Origin of the sequence: Halopseudomonas laoshanensis, from assembly GCF_008365385.1 — a bacterium.
GTDB classification, from domain to species: domain Bacteria; phylum Pseudomonadota; class Gammaproteobacteria; order Pseudomonadales; family Pseudomonadaceae; genus Halopseudomonas; species Halopseudomonas laoshanensis.
Window position 1 is genome coordinate 794,765 of record NZ_QOVF01000001.1, and the last position, 19,619, is coordinate 814,383.

The window sequence follows — 19,619 nt, forward strand, 5'->3', positions numbered from 1 at the left end:
ACCGATATGCTGCAAGTAAGCGTTTACCGTTACAACCCGGAGAGCGACAACGCTCCCTACATGCAGGACTTCCAGGTCGACACTGGCGGCAAGGACATCATGGTTCTTGACGTACTGGCCCTGGTCAAGGAACAGGACGTGGGCATGGCCTATCGTCGCTCCTGCCGTGAGGGTGTATGTGGCTCTGACGGGATGAACATCAACGGCAAGAACGGGTTGGCCTGTATCACCCCGTTGTCCGATGTGGTCAAAAAGAACAAGTTGGTGCTGCGTCCGCTGCCGGGTTTGCCAGTCATACGTGACTTGGTTGTGGATATGAGCATCTTCTACAAGCAATACGAAAAGGTTCAGCCGTATTTGCAGAACGACACGCCGGCGCCGGCTATCGAGCGCCTGCAGTCGCCGGAAGAGCGGGAAAAACTGGACGGCCTCTACGAGTGTATTCTCTGTGCCTGCTGTTCTACCTCCTGCCCTTCCTTCTGGTGGAATCCGGACAAGTTCATCGGTCCTGCTGGTTTGTTGCAGGCTTACCGCTTTCTCGCGGACAGCCGTGACACCCAAACCGTTGAGCGTCTGGCTGCACTGGACGACCCGTTCAGCGTATTCCGCTGCCGCGGCATCATGAACTGCGTGAATGTGTGCCCCAAGGGTCTCAATCCGACCCGTGCGATTGGCCACATCCGCAACATGTTGCTGCAGAGCGGTACCTGATCGGTCGAAGTCTGCATCACGTTGGCCTGCGCCGGCTCCTGCTACAGGGAGCCGGTCAGTATTTTAATCGAGCCGCAGCCCACAAAGCCGCGGTTTGTATGTACCTAAACCAACAGGGGCAATCGGGTAACACCCGAACTATCTGTCGGGGCCGGCAATATTCCGGTTTCGCAGAACATGACAAGACAGGGTGAGTGGCAGAGACAATGCCATGGTTCACCACATGTTTTGCGCGGATGGCAGTGTTTTTGCCAATTAATGGTCTTTGCGCCAGATGGTGTCCCCTTATAGAGGGTGACCAAGCATGCCAGACAGCGAAATGCAGCAGCTGTGGAGCACATCTCATCTTGACGGTGGGAATGCCTCCTATGTTGAAGAGCTATACGAGCTCTATCTGCACGACCCAAACAGTATCGCCGATGAATGGCGCAGCTATTTCCAGAAGCTGCCGCAAGCCAACGGCCATGCCGGGTCGGATGTTTCTCATTCGACGATTCGTGAACACTTCCAACTGTTGGCCAAGAACCAGCGCCGTACCGCTACAGTTAACGGCGGCGGTGTTGTCAGCAGTGAGCACGAGAAAAAGCAGGTTGATGTGTTGCGCCTTATCCAGGCGTTCCGCATGCGCGGGCATCAAAGCTCCAGCCTGGATCCGCTTGGCCTTTGGCAACGCGAAGAAATCGCTGACCTGACGTTGGCTGACTACGGCCTGACCGATGCAGACCTGGACACTCCCTTCCGTACCGGCGAACTGCATATCGGCAAGGAAGAAGCTCCCCTCAAAGACATTCTTGACGCGCTGAGTTCGACCTATTGCTCGACCTACGGTGCGGAATACATGCACATTGTCGACTCTACCCAGCGTCGCTGGTTTCAACAGCGTCTGGAAAGTGTGCGTGGCAAACCCCAGCATTCAGTACCCACCAAGCGGCATTTGCTCGAACGCCTGACCGCTGCCGAAGGCCTGGAAAAATACCTGGGCACCAAGTTCCCCGGTACCAAGCGTTTCGGTGTGGAAGGCGGCGAAAGCCTGATTCCAATGCTCGATGAGATCATTCAGCGCGCCGGTTCCTACGGCACTCAGGAAGCCGTGCTGGGCATGGCCCACCGTGGCCGCCTGAACGTACTGGTGAACATCCTCGGCAAGAACCCCCGCGAGCTGTTCGACGAGTTCGAAGGCAAGAAGAAGAATGACCTGAGCTCCGGTGACGTCAAGTATCACCAGGGCTTCTCGTCCAACGTGATGACGTCCGGTGGCGAGATGCACCTGGCGCTGGCGTTCAACCCGTCACACCTTGAGATTGTTTCCCCGGTGGTGGAAGGTTCGGTGCGTGCCCGTCAGGATCGCCGCAACGACTTTTCCGGTGATCGGGTATTGCCGATCAATATCCACGGTGATGCTGCCTTTGCAGGGCAGGGCGTTGTCATGGAAACCTTCCAGATGTCGCAGACTCGTGCCTACAAGACTGGCGGCACCATCCACATCATCGTCAACAACCAGGTAGGCTTCACCACCAGCCGCCAGGATGATGCGCGCTCTACCGAGTATTGCACCGACGTGGCGAAGATGATCCAGGCGCCGATCTTCCACGTTAATGGCGACGACCCTGAAGCAGTCCTGTTCGTGACGCAGCTGGCGGTAGACTATCGCATGCAGTTCAAGCGTGACGTGGTCATCGACCTGGTCTGCTACCGCCGTCGTGGTCACAACGAAGCTGACGAGCCATCCGGCACGCAGCCGTTGATGTACGAAAAGATCACCAAACACCCGACTACTCGCGAGATCTATGCGGATCGCCTGGTGGCGGAGGAGGTGATCTCCAGTGACGACGTGCAGGGCATGATGGAGGAATACCGCAATGCTCTGGACAACGGCGATCACGTGGTTAAAAGCCTGGTCAAGGAGCCGGACACCAGCTCCTTCGTCGACTGGGCTCCGTACTTGGGCCACAAGTGGACAGCGCGCCACGATACCCGCTTTGACCTGAAGACTCTCCAGGAGTTGGCCAATCGGATGAACGATCTGCCTGACGGGCTGGTGATTCAGCGCCAGGTCAACAAGATCGTTGAGGATCGCCGGAAGATGTCGGCCGGGGCGTTGGCACTGAACTGGGGCTTCGCCGAAACAATGGCGTATGCCACCTTGTTGCACGAGGGTCATCCGGTGCGTATTACCGGTCAGGACGTCGGCCGCGGAACCTTCTCTCACCGTCACGCGGTACTGCACAATCAAAAAGATGGCAGCACCCATATTCCTTTGGCCAAACTGGCTGAAAGCCAGCCACGTTTCGACATCTATGATTCATTGTTGTCAGAAGAAGCGGTTCTTGCCTTTGAATATGGCTATGCCACTACCACGCCGAACGCACTGGTGGTTTGGGAAGCGCAGTTCGGCGACTTCTTCAACGGTGCCCAGGTAGTGGTGGATCAGTTCATCACCAGTGGTGAGCACAAGTGGGGTCGTCTTTGCGGCCTGACCATGTTGCTGCCGCACGGTTACGAAGGGCAGGGGCCGGAGCATTCTTCCGCACGCCTGGAGCGATTCCTGCAGTTGAGCGCCGAGCACAACATTCAGGTTTGTGTGCCGTCTACACCCGCGCAGATGTACCACATGCTGCGTCGTCAGGTGATTCGTCCGTTGCGTAAGCCATTGGTCGCGTTGACACCCAAATCCCTGTTGCGTCATAAACTTGCCATATCCTCACTGGAAGATCTGGCCGAGGGCTCGTTCCAGACCGTGATTCCTGAGGTGGATGCGCTGGATCCGAAGAAGGTCGAGCGCGTCATCATGTGCAGCGGCAAGGTGTATTACGACCTGTTGGAGAAGCGCCGCAAGGATGAGATCGAGAATGCGGCGATTATCCGAATCGAACAGCTGTATCCCTTCCCCGAGGATGATCTGGCAGATGTACTGGCCAGCTACAAATCCTTGAAGAAGGTCGTCTGGTGCCAGGAAGAACCGATGAACCAGGGCGCCTGGTACTGCAGCCAACACCATATGCGACGCGTGATTGCCCAGCATAAGGTCAAGAACCTGTACTTGGACTACGCTGGACGGGAGGCCTCTGCATCACCTGCCTGTGGTTATCCGTCCATGCACGCCGAGCAACAGGAAAAACTATTGCAAGACGCACTCACCGCTTGAGCATCTGGCAGACACCACAGCATTAATTTAAGGATCGACAATGGCTATTGAAATCAAGGCCCCTACATTTCCCGAATCGGTTGCCGACGGCACCGTGGCTACCTGGCACAAGCAACCTGGCGATGCCGTCAAGCGTGATGACCTGATCGTCGACATTGAAACCGACAAGGTCGTCCTCGAAGTGTTGGCGGAAGCCGATGGCGTACTCGGCGATATCGTCAAGGCTGAAGGCGACACCGTACTGAGCGGTGAAGTGCTCGGCAGCCTGAAGGATGGCGAAACTGCTTCTGCCAAGCCGGAAGCCAAAACCGAAGCCAAGGCTGAGACCAAGTCCGAGGCCAAGACTGAAGACAAGACCGCTGCCAGCGCCGCATCCGGCGAAGAGCCTTTGCTCTCGCCAGCCGCGCGCAAGATGGCCGAAGAAAATGGTCTGGCTGCAGGCGATATCGCCGGTACCGGCAAAGGTGGTCGCGTTACCAAAGAAGACGTAATGAACGCTGTCGAAGCTAAGAAAAACGCTCCGGCCAAGCCGGCTGCTGCCGCCAAGCCTGCCGCCGCTGAAGCAGCGCCAAGCCTGGGTGAAGGCGATCGGGTAGAGAAGCGTGTGCCAATGACTCGCCTGCGCGCGCGCATCGCCGAGCGTCTGGTAGATGCTCAGTCGACCATGGCCATGTTGACGACCTTCAACGAAGTCGACATGAAGCCGATCATGGATCTGCGCAAGAAGTACAAGGATCTGTTCGAGAAGAAGCACAACGGCGTGCGTCTGGGCTTTATGTCCTTCTTCGTCAAAGCCGCTACTGAAGCGTTGAAGCGCTACCCGGCAGTGAACGCTTCCATCGACGGTTCAGATGTCGTCTACCACGGTTATCAGGATATCGGTGTAGCTGTTTCCAGTGATCGCGGTCTGGTTGTGCCGATTCTGCGTAACACCGAGCACATGAGCCTGGCTCAGGTGGAAGGCACCATCGCTGACTTCGGGCGTAAGGCCAAAGACGGCAAGCTGTCCATGGAAGACATGACCGGCGGCACCTTCACCATTTCCAACGGCGGCGTATTCGGCTCGCTGCTGTCTTCCCCGATTGTCAATCCGCCGCAAGCGGCAATTCTGGGTATGCACAAAATCCAGGAGCGCCCAATGGCGGTCAATGGTCAGGTCGTGATTCTGCCGATGATGTATCTGGCACTGTCCTACGATCACCGTCTGATCGACGGCAAGGAAGCGGTCAGCTTCCTGGTGGCCATCAAGGAACTGCTGGAAGATCCAGCGCGTCTGCTGCTGGACATCTGATAAACAGCTGCAAGCTTAAAGCGGCACGTGGCGCGCGGCTAGCGGTGAGCTGCTCCTGGACGCCACAAGCGTTGGAGCAGCTTTTCCCACACAGCTGCAAATAGAGGAATTGGGTTATGAGTGATAAATACGATGTAGTGGTAATTGGTGCCGGCCCTGGCGGCTATGTAGCTGCCATTCGCGCTGCGCAATTGGGTTTGAAAACCGCCTGTGTTGAAAAATACGTAGGCAAGGACGGCAAGCAGGCCCTCGGCGGCACCTGTCTGAACGTGGGTTGCATTCCCTCCAAGGCGCTGCTGGACAGTTCCTGGAAATTCCATGAAGCCCAGGATGGTTTTCAGATCCACGGCATCAGCACCAAGGGTCTGAGCATCGACATCCCGGCCATGCTGGAGCGCAAGGACAAGATCGTCAAACAGTTCACTGGCGGCGTTACCGCGCTGTTCAAAGCCAATGGCGTGACCAACATCGAAGGTCACGGCAAGCTGCTGGCGGGCAAAAAGGTTGAAGTGACCGATTCCGAAGGCAAGACCACTATCATTGAAGCCGAGAACGTGATTCTCGCCTCTGGTTCACGGCCAATCGATATTCCGCCAGCGCCGTTGACTGAAGACGTTATCGTCGATTCGACCGGTGCGCTGGAATTCCAGTCCGTACCGAAGAAGCTGGGTGTCATTGGCGCCGGCGTCATCGGCCTGGAGCTGGGTTCGGTATGGCGTCGTCTGGGCGCTGAAGTGGTTGTGTTCGAAGCACTGGACAAGTTCCTCGGTCTGGCCGATGAGCAGATATCCAAGGAAGCGCTGAAGACCTTTACCAAGCAGGGTATGCAGATCCGTCTGGGTGCTCGCGTTACCGGTACTGATATCAAGCGCAAGCAAGTCACTGTGTCTTTCACCGACGCAGATGGTGAGCAGCAATTGAGCTTCGACAAGCTGATTGTCGCCGTAGGCCGTCGCCCCTATACCGAAAACCTGCTGGCCAGTGATTCCGGTGTCGATATGGACGAGCGTGGCGTGATCTTTGTTGATGACTACTGCGCTACCAGCGTGCCGGGCGTATACGCCGTCGGCGACGCGGTACGTGGCGCCATGCTGGCACACAAGGCGTCGGAAGAGGGCGTCATGGTTGCCGAGCGCATCGCTGGTCACAAGACCGCAATGAACTACGACCTGGTGCCTTCGGTTATCTATACTCACCCGGAGATTGCATGGGTGGGCAAGAACGAACAACAGCTCAAGACCGAAGGCGTTGACGTCAACGTCGGCGTGTTCCCGTTCGCTGCCAACGGCCGCGCCGTGGCGGCTAACGACGCAGGCGGTATGGTCAAGGTGATTGCTGATGCCAAGACCGACCGCGTGCTGGGCGTGCATGTGATTGGTCCTGGCGCAGCCGAGCTGGTTCAGCAGGGCGCCATCGGCATGGAATTCGGCACCAGTGCCGAAGATCTGGGCATGATGGTGTTCTCACACCCGACCGTTTCCGAAGCGCTGCATGAAGCAGCACTGGCGGTAAATGGTCACGCAATACATGTCGCCAATCGCAAGAAGCGATAATATAACGCCCCGTGACTGGCAGGTCGGGTTTAAACCTGCCAGTACCCGGGCATTATTTCGAAGCGGCAAATCCGGCCGAGCAATCGGTCTGGTCACCAGTGGCAGTTCTGAACAGGGCGCGGGAAGTATAGCGAACGCAACGACGCGATTCGTCAGCCCAGGCAACTGTTCAGAGTTTCTATACGGGTGATAAGGGTAATGCAGGCAGGCTATCGGATTCGATCCGGAGATGCTGCCCGCGTTATGAAACGTAGTTCCTACACGATCAAAACGGTAGATACGCATGAATCTTCACGAATATCAGGGGAAGCAGCTGTTCGCTGAGTACGGCCTTCCTGTATCAAAAGGTTTTGCAGTAGACACTCCAGAAGCAGCCGCTGAAGCGTGCGACAAGATTGGCGGTGACATGTGGGTGGTCAAGGCCCAGGTTCACGCTGGTGGCCGCGGTAAGGCTGGCGGCGTCAAGCTGATCAAGAGCAAGGAAGAAGCCAAGGCGTTCGCCGAAAAATGGCTGGGCCAGCGTCTGGTGACTTATCAGACCGATGCCAATGGTCAGCCTGTGACCAAGATTCTGGTTGAGTCCTGCACCGATATCGCTCAGGAGCTGTACCTGGGTGCGGTTGTTGATCGCTCCAGCCGCCGTATCGTTTTCATGGCCTCTACTGAAGGTGGCGTGGAAATCGAGAAGGTAGCGGAAGAGACTCCCGAGAAAATCATCAAGGCCATCGTTGATCCGTTGGTCGGTCCCCAGCCCTATCAGGGCCGCGACCTGGCTTTCCAACTGGGCCTGAAAGGCGACCAGATCAAGCAGTTCACCAACATCTTTGTTGGCCTGGGCAAACTCTTTGCCGACTATGATCTGGCTCTGCTGGAAATCAATCCGCTGGTTATCAAGGAAGACGGTAACCTGCACTGCCTGGATGCCAAGATCGGCATCGACGGTAACGCCATGTACCGTCAGCCCAAGTTGCGCGGCATGCACGATCCGTCGCAGGACGATCCCCGTGAAGCCCACGCTGCCAAATTCGAGCTCAACTATGTTGCGCTGGAAGGCAACATCGGCTGCATGGTCAACGGTGCTGGCCTGGCCATGGGTACCATGGACATCGTCAACCACCACGGCGGCAAGCCTGCCAACTTCCTGGATGTGGGCGGCGGCGCCACCAAAGAGCGCGTGACCGAAGCATTCAAGATCATTCTTTCCGACACCAACGTGAAGGCCGTTCTGGTCAACATCTTCGGTGGCATCGTTCGTTGCGACATGATTGCCGAAGGCATTATCGGCGCGGTGAAGGAAGTCGGCGTGAAAGTACCCGTGGTCGTACGTCTGGAAGGCAACAATGCCGAACTGGGCGCCAAGGTACTGAAGGAAAGTGGTCTGAACATCATCGCAGCAACCAGTCTGACCGACGCTGCCCAGCAAGTCGTCAAGGCCGCGGAGGGTAAATAATGAGCATCCTGATCAATAAAGACACCAAAGTTATCTGCCAGGGCTTTACTGGCGCACAGGGTACTTTCCACTCTGAGCAAGCGATTGAATACGGCACCAAGATGGTCGGTGGCGTAACGCCTGGCAAGGGTGGCACTACTCACCTGGGTCTGCCCGTGTTCAACACCGTGCGCGAAGCGGTCGAGAAAACCGGCGCTACTGCCAGCGTGATCTATGTTCCTGCGCCATTCTGCAAGGACTCGATCCTGGAAGCAGCCAACGGCGGCATCGAACTGATCGTCTGCATTACCGAAGGCATTCCGACGCTGGACATGCTCGACTGCAAAGTCGTCTGTGACCAGTTGGGCGTACGCTTGATCGGGCCTAACTGCCCAGGCGTGATCACTCCCGGCGAATGCAAGATCGGCATCATGCCCGGTCACATTCACCTGCCAGGCAAGGTCGGTATCGTGTCACGTTCTGGCACCCTGACCTATGAAGCCGTCAAGCAGACTACTGACGCCGGCTTTGGCCAGTCCACCTGTGTAGGTATTGGTGGTGACCCGATCCCGGGCTCCAACTTCATCGACATCCTGCAGATGTTCCAGGATGACCCGAAGACCGAAGCGATCGTGATGATCGGCGAAATCGGTGGCAGTGCTGAAGAAGAGGCAGCCGCCTTCATCAAAGCCAACGTTACCAAGCCAGTGGTTTCCTACATTGCCGGCGTAACCGCACCTGCGGGCAAGCGTATGGGCCATGCCGGGGCGATCATCTCCGGTGGCAAGGGCACGGCTGACGAGAAGTTCGCCGCGCTGGAAGACGCTGGTGTTAAAACCGTGCGTTCACTGGCCGACATCGGTGTCGCGCTGGCTGAACTGACTGGTTGGGCTCTGAAGAAGTAATTCTTCGCTGAGACCCGTTGTAAAAAAAAACCTCGCTTCGGCGGGGTTTTTTTATGTGCAGGTGTCTTTCGCTGCACGCAGTGCTTCTCATCATTACGCGTAGCGCAGAGCTGTCTATACTGACGCTGCAAGGATACATGCGACTTTCTCGATAAGGGGCTTGAATGCTCGTGTTACCCGAACTGCCCGATGCCGGTGCCACATGGCTGAACCTGGTGGCGTTTTTCTGGTTTTTGTTTTGCTGGATCGGCTATACCCGTTACGCGCGACACAAGGGACGCGATACCGTATGCCTGGCGAGTGTGCTGCACCTCTACCGCCAGGACTGGATGAGTCGTTTGTTGATGCGTGAACAGCGCATCGCCGATGCCAGTGTGATTGGTAATCTGGAGCGAAATACCGCGTTCTTTGCCTCGAGTACGCTGCTGATTCTGGCGGGTTTGATCACGCTGATGGGGGCAACGGATCGGGCTCAGGTTCTGCTGCAGGATATGCCTTTTGTGGCGACCGTCAGCCGGCAAATGTCGGAAATGAAGTTGCTGGTCATGTTGGCGATTTTTGTTTACGCGTTTTTCACTTTTTCCTGGGGCATGCGCCAGTATAACTTCGCCTCGGTGCTGCTCGGATCCGCGCCTCTGGTAGGTGAAAAGAATGTCACCGAAACCGAACGCAAGGCTTATGCGGCCAGAGCCGCTGCAGTGCTGTCGATGGCGGGCAATGAGTTCAACCTGGGATTGCGAGCTTATTATTTCGCGCTGGCGGCATTGACCTGGTTTATCAATCCACTGTTCTTCATGTTCACCACCGCAGGTGTGGTGTGGGTGCTGTACCGCCGGGAGTTCCATTCAGATGTGCTTGCGGTCATGATGTTTAGCCCGACGGTAACGACCGGTCCGGCCAGCCAGGAGAAAGGCGAATGAGTTTCCCGCTATGGTGTTTGTTTTTTGCTGCGTTGTTGATTGTGTTTACCAAGGCGCCCGTTGCTGTGGCCATGGCCAAGAGCGATGACAAGGGTTACGACAACCGCCACCCGCGTGCGCAGCAGGCAGCGCTGACCGGTTGGGGTGCACGCGCCATGGCCGCGCATTCAAACATGCTTGAGGCTTTCCCATTATTTGCCGCAGGGGTATTGGTAGCCCAGGTGACCAATACTCAAGGCTTTACGATCAATCTATTGGCGGCGTTATTTATCATTTCGCGCATTGCCTACACCGCTTTGTACCTGATGAACCTGGACAAGGTTCGCAGTCTGGTTTGGGGCGTTGGCTTTATCAGCTGCCTGGGTCTGCTTTTGTCGCCTGCGTTGGCTTGACGAGTAATGCATAGCGAGTTGGGACAGTTGCTTTGCTGAAGGTCGGATTGGACAGAGTTTGAGCTGGAAGGCGCTAGATAAAGGCGGGAGGTAAAGCGATAAATAGAGAGAAGGGCATGCCTGGCAAGGCATGCCCTGCGGTATTACTCTTCTTCCATGCTTTCTTCGATTGAGTTTTTAGTCTCAGCCGCAGAGTCACGAACATCACCAGCCTTTTCTTTCACATAGTCAGCGCTGTCGTCATACGCCTCACCAACGGCATCGCCAGCTTCTTCCATATTTTCTTCAGCGCGCTCACCCATGGTTTCTTCATTACCAGTGGCTTCACGAGCTTTCAGCTCAGCAGCTTCGCCAGCTTCTTCCGCAGCGTCACCCATGTTGTCCATGGACTCAGACATGGAGTCAGCGGCATCATCCATCTTGTCTTCTGGTTCGTCTTGGCAAGCTGCCAAGAGACTCAAACTGGCCATCAGAACGGCCGTTGCGCACAATTTTTTCATCGAATTCTCCTTGGTGATTATTACCCTATTCTTAGTCCGAGGAGATTTGTAATAGTTCCATCGCTCCGTGGACCTTCGATAGAATAGCTGAATTGTGGAGTCTGCGGCGTGTTCTGTTTACTATGGCCGCCCTTATTGCGGCTGTTCGCCAGTATCGAGAATGTGCATGAACAATATCCAAGAGCGCGCCACCAGTTTTCTATCAGTTTTACGCCATTGCCAGGTATTGGGGATGACTGTGGAGCAGGCGGACGAGCGAGGTTTGATCATCAGATTGCCATACAGTCCAGCCATTGTTGGTAATCCTGTCAGTGGTGTCGTTCATGGGGGAGCCATTACCACTTTGATGGACACCTGTTGCGGCATTTCCACCGTGTGCTATCTGCCCGAATTTGAAATTTGCCCCACGCTCGATCTGCGAATCGACTACATGCATCCTGCCGAGCCGGGTAAGGCAATTTACGGTTTTGCCGAATGTTATCGAATTACCCCTACGGTTATCTTTACCCGCGGTGTTGCCTATCAGGATGACCGTGAGCAACCTATTGCCCACGTGGTAGGGACCTTTATGCGCATGGGAAAACCGGATGCGAAAGGGCAGCTGTCGCGCAAGATTGACGGAGAGACGCAATGACCTTGACTACCGCGCAAATCGAGCAGTTGGTGCGTGAGGCGCATGACTCGGGGAATTTCGCTCCCTTGGTAGCAAGCATTCCATACGCCAGCACCATAGGTCTGCAGGTGTTGAGGCTGGGTGAAGAAGTGGTATTTCATCTGCCGATTGCCAAAGACAATATAGGCAATCCGGTTCTGCCAGCGTTGCATGGTGGCGTGATCGCCGGCTTTATGGAACAGGCAGCCATGCTGCATTTGATGATCTCGATGAGCAGCTCGAGCTTTCCAAAGATAATCGATTTCTCCATCGATTATCTGCGTGCCGGTCTCTACAAAGACACTTATGCCACCTGTCAGGTATGGCGTCAGGGTAGGCGAGTGGGTAATGTGGCAATAACTGCCTGGCAAACACGCTCGAATGAACCAATAGCCACCGCCCGGGCGCATTTCAAGCTGGATTGACCGCCGCTGGCGATGATTGTCTTCATCCGCGACGGGCACGTCAGTTCCAGAGACCACCTACGCATCGGGAAAGTGCAGACATGGACGCCTTGTTGATCGTCAGCGGTATTGTCGCAGTGCTGATTGGCTGGATCTGGCTGGCGTTGCAAGCACGAAACCTGAGCCTGGGCCTGCTGTTGCTGGCGATTTTCCTACCGCTGGTAACCTTGTTTTTGCGCCGCCGCGGTTATGCATTGATGCCGCGACTACTAATGTTCGTCGGGCTGTTATTAATATTCGCCGGCGGCGCCTGGTTATACCGTGATCAACCCGAACGCTTTGATTCATTGCTCGCCGGCGACTGGCTTGCGCGTCCATCGGCTCACCAGCTCGAAGGCGAGCTGATGGGTCAGCGGTTTGTGCCTGACCGTGCTTACTGGAAAGCTCAGGAACTGATACTGGAGGAGGGCGAGGACCAACGCGTACGGCGCTCGCTCAGCATTCGCTTTGCCAACACCCCAGACCTATTGCGCCAACGCAGAATAGAACGTTTGCCCGGCGATGAGGGCGCGGGTCCGGAACTGGTTTTGCAGTGGTATACCGGCGCGCTGGAAGCACCGGGATTGCGGCGGGTGGCGGACGATTATACCTTGAGTCTGGATTTCGCTCCGCAAGCCGACGGGCGCACTCGGGTGAATATTCATCTGCATCTGCCGAGCCCGGAAGCCACGCGGGTAACCGGGGAAGTCTGGCTTGAGGACACACCTGGCTGGCTCAAGGCGCTGCAACCTCTGGAAGCTAAGCCAGCGCGTGCCTCAGCTGTTAGTCGCCCGGCAGTCCAGCGTCCTGTTCAGGTGCCGGTAGCGCCGCAACTGGGCGACTGGCAGACGGTCAGCCTGCTGGCCCTGCTGGATGAGCCGGAATTATTTATCGACCAGAACATCAGGCTGACCACGGTCACGGCCCGGGTGTACGAAGGTCGATTGAAAGCAGTCAGTGGTGACCAGCGCGTCGTCATAGCGCAGCCGCGCGGTCCCAATCAGGTGGATTATCATTTTCACCCGCTGGATATTCGCAGTCTGGAAGTGCGCTATCGTTCCAGGCGGTGACTTGAATTATCCGCAGTTGTCCCCATTAAAGGCCCATCAGCTCGTTAGCGAATGCGTTCGCTAACGAGCATTCTGTCATTGCCTTATCGACCTTTCACGGATCTGTAAGCCTTGACTGAAACATGCCTTGAGAAACCAAAGGGAGACAACCAAAGATGACCGTGGAAGCCCATAAGGAAACGCTCGGATTTCAGACAGAAGTGAAACAGCTGCTGCACCTGATGATCCATTCGATGTATTCGAACAAGGAGATCTTTCTCCGCGAGCTGATTTCCAACGCCTCTGATGCATCCGACAAGCTGCGTTTTGAAGCGATTGCCAAGCCCGAGCTGCTGGAAGATCAACCGAACATCGGTATCCGCATCAGCTCGGATGAAACCGCCAACACGCTGACCATCGAAGACAATGGCATCGGCATGTCCCGCGAAGAAGTAATCGAGAACCTGGGCACCATCGCCAAGTCTGGCACCGCCGCGTTTATGCAACAGCTCACCGGTGACCAGAAGAAGGATGCCAGTTTGATCGGCCAGTTCGGCGTAGGCTTCTACAGCGCCTTTATCGTTGCTGACAAGGTAGAAGTATTCACCCGCCGTGCGGGCCTGGATAACGCCGAAGGTGTGCGCTGGGAGTCTGCAGGCGAGGGCGAGTTTACTATCGAGAACGTCGCCAAGGCGGAACGCGGTACGCGTATTGTGCTGCACCTGAAGGCCGCCGAGTCCGAGTTTGCCGATGGCTGGCGTCTGCGCAATGTGGTGAAGAAATACTCCGATCACATTTCCTTGCCGATTGAATTGCCCAAACAACATATGGGCGACGACAAGGACAAGCCAGCCGAGCTGGAATGGGAAACCGTCAACCGCGCCAGTGCACTCTGGACCCGCGCTCGCACTGAGGTGAAGGACGAGGAATATCAGGAGTTCTACAAGCATGTGGCCCATGACTTCGAGAACCCGTTGAGCTGGAGCCATAACAAGGTTGAAGGCAAACTCGAGTACACCAGCCTGCTGTACGTACCGGGCCGCGCGCCCTTTGATCTCTACCAGCGTGAAGCTCCACGCGGCCTGAAACTGTACGTGCAACGTGTGTTTATCATGGATGACGCCGAACAGTTCCTGCCGTTGTACCTGCGCTTTATCAAAGGGGTAGTCGATTCCAATGATCTGTCGCTGAACGTCTCGCGCGAGATCCTGCAGAAAGATCCGGCGATCGACAGCATGAAGTCGGCGCTGACCAAGCGCGTGTTGGATATGCTGGAAAAGCTGGCGAAGAAAGAGCCCGAGCAGTACGCCACTTTCTGGAAAAACTTCGGCAGCGTGCTGAAAGAAGGCCCGGCAGAAGATTTTGCCAACCGCGAAAAAATTGCCAGCCTGTTGCGCTTTGCGTCTACCCAGCAAAATGATGATAGCGAAGTAGTCGGCCTCGACGCCTATATCGAACGCATGCAGGAAGGGCAGGACAAGATCTACTACCTGACCGGTGAGCGTTACAACCAGGTGAAGAACAGCCCGCACCTGGAGATCTTCCGCAAGAAAGGCATCGAAGTGCTGCTACTCACCGATCGTATCGACGAGTGGCTGATGAGCCATTTGAGCGATTACCAGGGCAAGACCTTCGTGGATATCGCCCGCGGTGATCTGGATCTGGGCAAGCTCGAGGCTGATGAAGACAAACAGGCCCAGGAAGAAGCGGCCAAGGCCAAGGCTGATCTGGTACAGCGCATCAAGGCTGTGCTCAACGACAGCGTTGAAGACGTCAAAGTCTCGCACCGTCTGACTGATTCACCGGCGGTATTGGTGATCAACGAAGATGGCATGGGCTTGCAGATGCGCAAGATCCTTGAAGCGACCGGGCAGCCTGCACCGGAAAGCAAACCAATCATGGAAATCAACCCGGCGCACCCGCTGCTGGAGAAGCTCGATCAGGAGCAGGATGAAGCGCGCTTCGGCGATCTTAGCCACATCCTGTTCGATCAGGCGGCGCTGGCGGCCGGCGAAAGTTTGCAGGATCCGGGTGCTTATGTGCGGCGCTTGAATGCCCTGCTGGTAGAACTTAGCAAGTAGGCAGCAAAAGCGGTACACGTGTGAACCAGGCCCAGTCGTTCCGATGACTGGGCCTTTTTATTGGCCAATGCAAATGGCGACAGGATGTGACAACTCCCCGCACCACCGCGCTAAACGTCTATGCTTGCAGACAGCCACCTTCAACACCGCAAAACATTTAGCCTGTGAGGAAGCCGATATGAGAAAGACCCTGACCACCATGATGATGCTTGGCGCCGCCGGTATGGCCCATGCCGAGATGGTAACCCAGCCTGTCGCCTACGAGATTGATGGCGAGGCCTACGAGGGCGTGCTGGTCTACGATGGCTCGGTGGAAGACAAGCGCCCGGGCTTGCTGATGGTGCCCAACTGGATGGGCATGACCGAGAACTCACTGAAGAAAGCCTACCGTGCTGGCGGCTCAGATTACGTGGTGTTTGTTGCTGATATGTATGGCAAGGCCGTGCGCCCGACTAATGCCGACGAAGCCAAAGAGGCGGCCACCTTTGTTCGCTCGGATCGGCCGCTGATGCGCAAACGTATTAATGCGGCATTGGACGTATTCAAACAAAGTGATCTAGCGGTGTTGGACAGTTCAAAAATGGGCGCTATCGGCTTTTGCTTTGGCGGTGGTGTAGTGCTGGAGCTGGCACGTTCGGGTACCGAAATCGACGGCGTGGTGTCCTTCCACGGTAATCTGGATACACCGGATGCCAGCGATGCCAAGGCGATCAAAACCCCGGTATTGGTCCTTAACGGCGCCGACGATCCTGCGGTGCCTGCCGAACAGATCCGCGCGTTCGAAAAAGAGATGCGTGATGCCGAGGTGGATTGGCAGTTCGTGAACTATGGCGGGGCGGTGCATTCCTTTACCGATCCTACAGCAGCTAACCCGGGACGTAACGAATACCACCCCCAGGTGGCAGCTCGGTCATTCGCCGCCATGCAGCTGTTTTTCGCCGAAACCATGGAGTAAAACGGGCCAAGCCAGAGGCTTATTCACGGTGGTGATGACACGTACTTGCGCTCAGTGTGGCTGTGTTATCACACCGTGGTCTGGCTGCAAAGCGCGACAGGGCTTAGCGATTGGCAAACCCGTTGGGGCTTTTTGCAGCTCACGACGGCTCTGGCGGGCACTTTAGAGCCTATGCCCATTTGCGATTTCAGACGGCATAATGGAGGCCGTCCTTAACGGCGCACTGCAACGGTGTGTACCGTCAATTGACCTAAAAGAATAATTTCAACGTCACGGAGAGTCTGTTATGTCCAAACCCGAATTGCCCGGTTGGCGCTGGGGCCCTTTCACGTTCCGCATGCCGTTCTACCACACCCGACTTTATTGGCAGGAGGCGATGCAGGGGCTGTTTGTCGCAGCGGCGACAGGCTTGGCGTTGGTGCCGTTGATGATGGAGTTCTTCGGGCTCGGATTTGAAGAAGCTGTAGCGGTGTCGATGATCCACTCTGCGATCATTGCTTCGGCCATCATTGTATTCGGTGAACCCTACGCGCCCGGGTGGATTACCCCCGCATTGCCCCTGGTGCTGGCCTATGTGCTCGGCGGTTACGATGACCCTGCTTCGCGTTGGCAGGCGATGACGGCGCTATCGCTTAATTTCGCTGCGTTGCTGTTTATTCTGGGTATTTCCGGGCTGGGCAAGAAATTCGTGCTTTGGCTGCCTGATACGCTCAAGGCCGGTATCATCCTCGGCGCTGCGATCGCGGCACTCAAACGCGTATTTATCGACGACGCCGAGCGCTTTTTGCTGCAGCAACCTATCGCCATTACGCTGGCCTGCGCTGTGTGTCTGATCTTTGCCTTCTCGCTGCCGATGGCGAAGCTCAAGGCCAAATACAAGGTGTTTGCCATCATTGGGGCACTGGGTCTGCTGCCGGGCTTTATTATCGCTGCTGCCGTTGGCCCCCTGGTTGGCGAAGTATCCTACGACATTCAGTGGGGTATTCTGATTCCGCCGGTAGGCGCCGCCTGGGCACAGATGTCGCCCTTTGCGATTGGCTGGCCAAGTCTGGAAATGTTCCTCCAAGGCATTCCGTTGGCGATCATTACCTACGTAATTCTGTTTGGCGATATGGTTACCGGTAATGAGGTGATTCGTGATGGCCTGACTGCTCGGCATGACGAACACATCGATATCAATCCAACCCGTACACACATTTCTGTGGCGATCCGCAACGCGGTAATGGGTGTGACTGCTCCTTTCTTCCCGACCCAGGGCACCATGTGGACCGGTGTTCAGGTGATTATTGTGCAGCGCTGGAAGCTGGGCATCGAAAACATGAACAGCTTGCATAGCGGTCTGGCCTCCTATTACCTGATGGGTCTGCCAATCATGTTCTTCCTGCTGCCTCTGCTTACCGGGCTACAACCTTTGTTGGGCATCGCGCTGTCACTAACCCTGGTTCTGACCGGTTTCGCCTGCGCCTATGTGGCTATGGCCATTCCACAGAACAACACCGCGCGGGGTACGGTAGTGCTGATTGGTGCTGCCCTGGCCTTCTTCGAGCCGTGGATCGGCCTGACCTTCGGTGTGCTGGCAACCCTGTTGCTGGTCGGTTGGGACGTCAACCGCGATCCGATTCCGCACGAGGACTAAGCGCTAGGAGCGCGCGCTTCGAGTCTGAAGCTGGAAGCATGAAGTCGCACGTGAGCCCTGGAGGGTTTCCGTGTAACCTCATGCTCTTCCAGCTCTCAGTCTAAGGTTTCCATTGCGCCCCAATTCCGATAATCAATACGATGGTGGGCCGGTCAACTGGCGCATCATGACCAGTCTGATTCCCTATCTCAGCGAGTTCCGTGGCCGCGTCGCATTGGCCATGGGCTTTCTGCTGGTCGCCAAATTGGCCGGCGTAGCAGTGCCCTGGGCACTGAAGCTGATCGTAGAGCATTTCGAGGCGACGACCGATGCACTGGTCTTGGTGCCGGTCGCATTGCTGGCCATGTACGGCCTGTTGCGTTTCTCCAGCGTATTTTTCTCCGAACTGCGTGATGCGGTCTTTGCCCGCGTAGCCGAGCGTGCCATGCGCCGGGTTTCGTTGCGGGTATTCGAGCATCTGCATCGGCTGGATCTGGGCTTTCATCTGGCACGCCGTACCGGCGGGCTGGCGCGGGATATTGAACGCGGCACCAGCGGCATCAGTTTTCTGCTGCGGTTTATGGTCTTCAATATCATTCCGACCTTGCTTGAAATTGGTTTGATTGCGGTGATTCTGCTGGCCAACTTCAGCCCCATGTATGCGCTGACCGTACTGGGTTCGGTGCTGTTGTACGGTACGTTTTCGATCTGGTGTACCGAATGGCGCAACCGCTTTGTGCGCGAGAGCAACAAGCTCGACAACAGCTCCAATACCCGAGCGGTGGACAGCCTGCTGAACTACGAGACGGTCAAGTATTTCGGCAATGAGCGTTTTGAGGCGCAGGAGTACGACACGCACCTGGAGGGCTGGGAAGCAGCGCGGATGAAGAATCGTCTGTCATTGGCAGCGCTGAATTCCGGGCAGGCGCTGATCATTGCCGGGTCAGTGACGCTGATGATGTTCATGGCCGCCAACCAGGTCGCCGCTGGCGACATGACGCTGGGTGAACTGGTGATGATCAATGCCTACATGATTCAGCTGTTCGTGCCGCTGGGCTTTCTCGGTTTTATCTACCGCGAGATCCGCGAGGCGCTAACCAACATCGAGCGTCTGTTCGGTTTGCTGGAAGCGCCGGTCAAGGTGGCTGATGCAGTAGATGCCAAACCGTTGCAGATTACCGGTGGTGCGGTGGACTTCGACCAGGTCAGCCACGCCTACGATCCTGCCCGGCCGATTCTGCAGGATGTGGACCTGCATATTCCTGCCGGCCATACCCTGGCCATCGTCGGCCCCAGTGGCGCGGGCAAATCCACGCTGGCGCGCCTGCTGTTTCGCTTCTACGACGTCGGCGGCGGTGCGATCCGTATCGATGGGCAGGATATTCGCGACGTGACCCAGGATAGCCTGCGCCAGGCCATCGGCGTGGTGCCGCAAGACACGGTGCTGTTCAACGACAGCATCGGCTACAACATCGCCTACGGCAAACCGGGTGCGACAGAAGAGCAGATCTGGCAGGCGCTGCGCATGGCGCAGCTGGAAGATTTTGTCCGGCGGCTGCCCATGGGCCTGAATACCCAGGTGGGCGAGCGTGGTCTGAAGCTGTCCGGTGGCGAGAAACAACGTATTGCCATTGCGCGGGTGCTGCTGAAGAACCCACCGATTCTGATTCTCGACGAGGCCACCTCTTCGCTGGATACCCATGCCGAGCGGCTGATTCTGGATGCCTTGAATCTGATTTCGCAAAAGCGCACCACTCTGGCCATCGCCCACCGCCTGTCGACCATCGTGCACGCTGAGCGCATTCTGGTACTGGATCAGGGGCGGGTAGTGGAGCAGGGCAGTCATGAGGAGCTGCTCGCGGCGGGCGGCGCCTACGCGCGACTCTGGGCCGATCAACAACGGGAGCAACAACCCCAAGGCTGATCTGACTAGAACAGGGCTGCCAGCCGGGGCATAGCGCCCTTATTCTTGACACTT

16 protein-coding genes are annotated in these 19,619 nt (G+C 56.5%); 15 read left to right on the plus strand and 1 reads right to left on the minus strand.

Annotation, left to right across the window (positions count from 1 at the left end):
• The first annotated feature begins 6 nt into the window (after positions 1-6).
• The 8 genes from DT594_RS03695 to DT594_RS03730 all read left to right on the plus strand — a co-directional run bounded on the left by DT594_RS03695 (position 7) and on the right by DT594_RS03730 (position 10,346).
• On the plus strand, positions 7-711 hold the full coding sequence (locus tag DT594_RS03695) for a succinate dehydrogenase iron-sulfur subunit (RefSeq protein WP_149331418.1): 705 nt from the start codon (positions 7-9) through the stop codon (positions 709-711).
• A gap of 304 nt (positions 712-1,015) precedes the next feature.
• Complete coding sequence (locus DT594_RS03700) at positions 1,016-3,856, plus strand: 2-oxoglutarate dehydrogenase E1 component (protein WP_149331419.1); 2,841 nt, start codon at positions 1,016-1,018, stop codon at positions 3,854-3,856.
• 40 nt (positions 3,857-3,896) lie between these two features.
• A complete protein-coding gene (gene odhB, locus DT594_RS03705; RefSeq protein ID WP_149331420.1) occupies positions 3,897-5,147 on the plus strand; it encodes a 2-oxoglutarate dehydrogenase complex dihydrolipoyllysine-residue succinyltransferase in 1,251 nt (416 codons plus the stop codon).
• 116 nt (positions 5,148-5,263) lie between these two features.
• Positions 5,264-6,700: a dihydrolipoyl dehydrogenase gene (gene lpdA, locus DT594_RS03710; RefSeq protein WP_149331421.1), complete on the plus strand. Its 1,437-nt coding sequence runs from the start codon at positions 5,264-5,266 to the stop codon at positions 6,698-6,700.
• 283 nt (positions 6,701-6,983) lie between these two features.
• The gene (gene sucC, locus DT594_RS03715) at positions 6,984-8,150 is read left to right on the plus strand and encodes an ADP-forming succinate--CoA ligase subunit beta (protein ID WP_149331422.1); all 1,167 of its coding nucleotides are present in this window, start codon (positions 6,984-6,986) and stop codon (positions 8,148-8,150) included.
• The gene (sucD, locus tag DT594_RS03720) at positions 8,150-9,034 is read left to right on the plus strand and encodes a succinate--CoA ligase subunit alpha (RefSeq protein ID WP_096345710.1); all 885 of its coding nucleotides are present in this window, start codon (positions 8,150-8,152) and stop codon (positions 9,032-9,034) included. The genes sucC and sucD overlap by 1 nt, the downstream gene beginning before the upstream one ends.
• Before the next feature lie 164 nt (positions 9,035-9,198).
• Positions 9,199-9,954 (plus strand): DUF599 domain-containing protein, encoded by a 756-nt coding sequence (locus tag DT594_RS03725; protein ID WP_096345711.1) that lies wholly within the window; start codon positions 9,199-9,201, stop codon positions 9,952-9,954.
• A complete protein-coding gene (locus tag DT594_RS03730) occupies positions 9,951-10,346 on the plus strand; it encodes an MAPEG family protein (protein WP_149331423.1) in 396 nt (131 codons plus the stop codon). Before DT594_RS03725 ends, DT594_RS03730 begins: the two co-directional genes overlap by 4 nt.
• Before the next feature lie 143 nt (positions 10,347-10,489).
• Here the strand turns inward: DT594_RS03730 and DT594_RS03735 are convergent, their stop codons facing one another.
• Positions 10,490-10,846 (minus strand): hypothetical protein, encoded by a 357-nt coding sequence (locus DT594_RS03735; protein WP_096345713.1) that lies wholly within the window; start codon positions 10,844-10,846, stop codon positions 10,490-10,492.
• A gap of 160 nt (positions 10,847-11,006) precedes the next feature.
• Here DT594_RS03735 and DT594_RS03740 point away from each other — a divergent pair, with 160 nt between their 5' ends.
• The 7 genes from DT594_RS03740 (at position 11,007) to DT594_RS03770 (ending at position 19,565) form a co-directional block, all read left to right on the plus strand.
• Entirely contained in the window at positions 11,007-11,480 is a 474-nt protein-coding gene (locus tag DT594_RS03740) for a PaaI family thioesterase (RefSeq protein ID WP_149331424.1), read from the plus strand.
• A gap of 2 nt (positions 11,481-11,482) precedes the next feature.
• Positions 11,483-11,923, plus strand: coding sequence for a PaaI family thioesterase (locus tag DT594_RS03745; protein ID WP_149331940.1), 441 nt, complete (start codon positions 11,483-11,485; stop codon positions 11,921-11,923).
• A gap of 80 nt (positions 11,924-12,003) precedes the next feature.
• Positions 12,004-13,011 (plus strand): hypothetical protein, encoded by a 1,008-nt coding sequence (locus DT594_RS03750; RefSeq protein WP_149331425.1) that lies wholly within the window; start codon positions 12,004-12,006, stop codon positions 13,009-13,011.
• A 155-nt stretch (positions 13,012-13,166) separates the two neighbouring features.
• Positions 13,167-15,071, plus strand: a complete 1,905-nt coding sequence (gene htpG, locus DT594_RS03755) for a molecular chaperone HtpG (RefSeq protein WP_149331426.1) — start codon at positions 13,167-13,169, stop codon at positions 15,069-15,071.
• 178 nt (positions 15,072-15,249) lie between these two features.
• Positions 15,250-16,026, plus strand: coding sequence for a dienelactone hydrolase family protein (locus tag DT594_RS03760; RefSeq protein ID WP_149331427.1), 777 nt, complete (start codon positions 15,250-15,252; stop codon positions 16,024-16,026).
• 286 nt (positions 16,027-16,312) lie between these two features.
• Positions 16,313-17,662 (plus strand): hypothetical protein, encoded by a 1,350-nt coding sequence (locus DT594_RS03765; RefSeq protein ID WP_149331428.1) that lies wholly within the window; start codon positions 16,313-16,315, stop codon positions 17,660-17,662.
• Positions 17,663-17,828: 166 nt separating this feature from the next.
• On the plus strand, positions 17,829-19,565 hold the full coding sequence (locus DT594_RS03770; protein ID WP_178091400.1) for an ABCB family ABC transporter ATP-binding protein/permease: 1,737 nt from the start codon (positions 17,829-17,831) through the stop codon (positions 19,563-19,565).
• Positions 19,566-19,619: the final 54 nt, after the last annotated feature.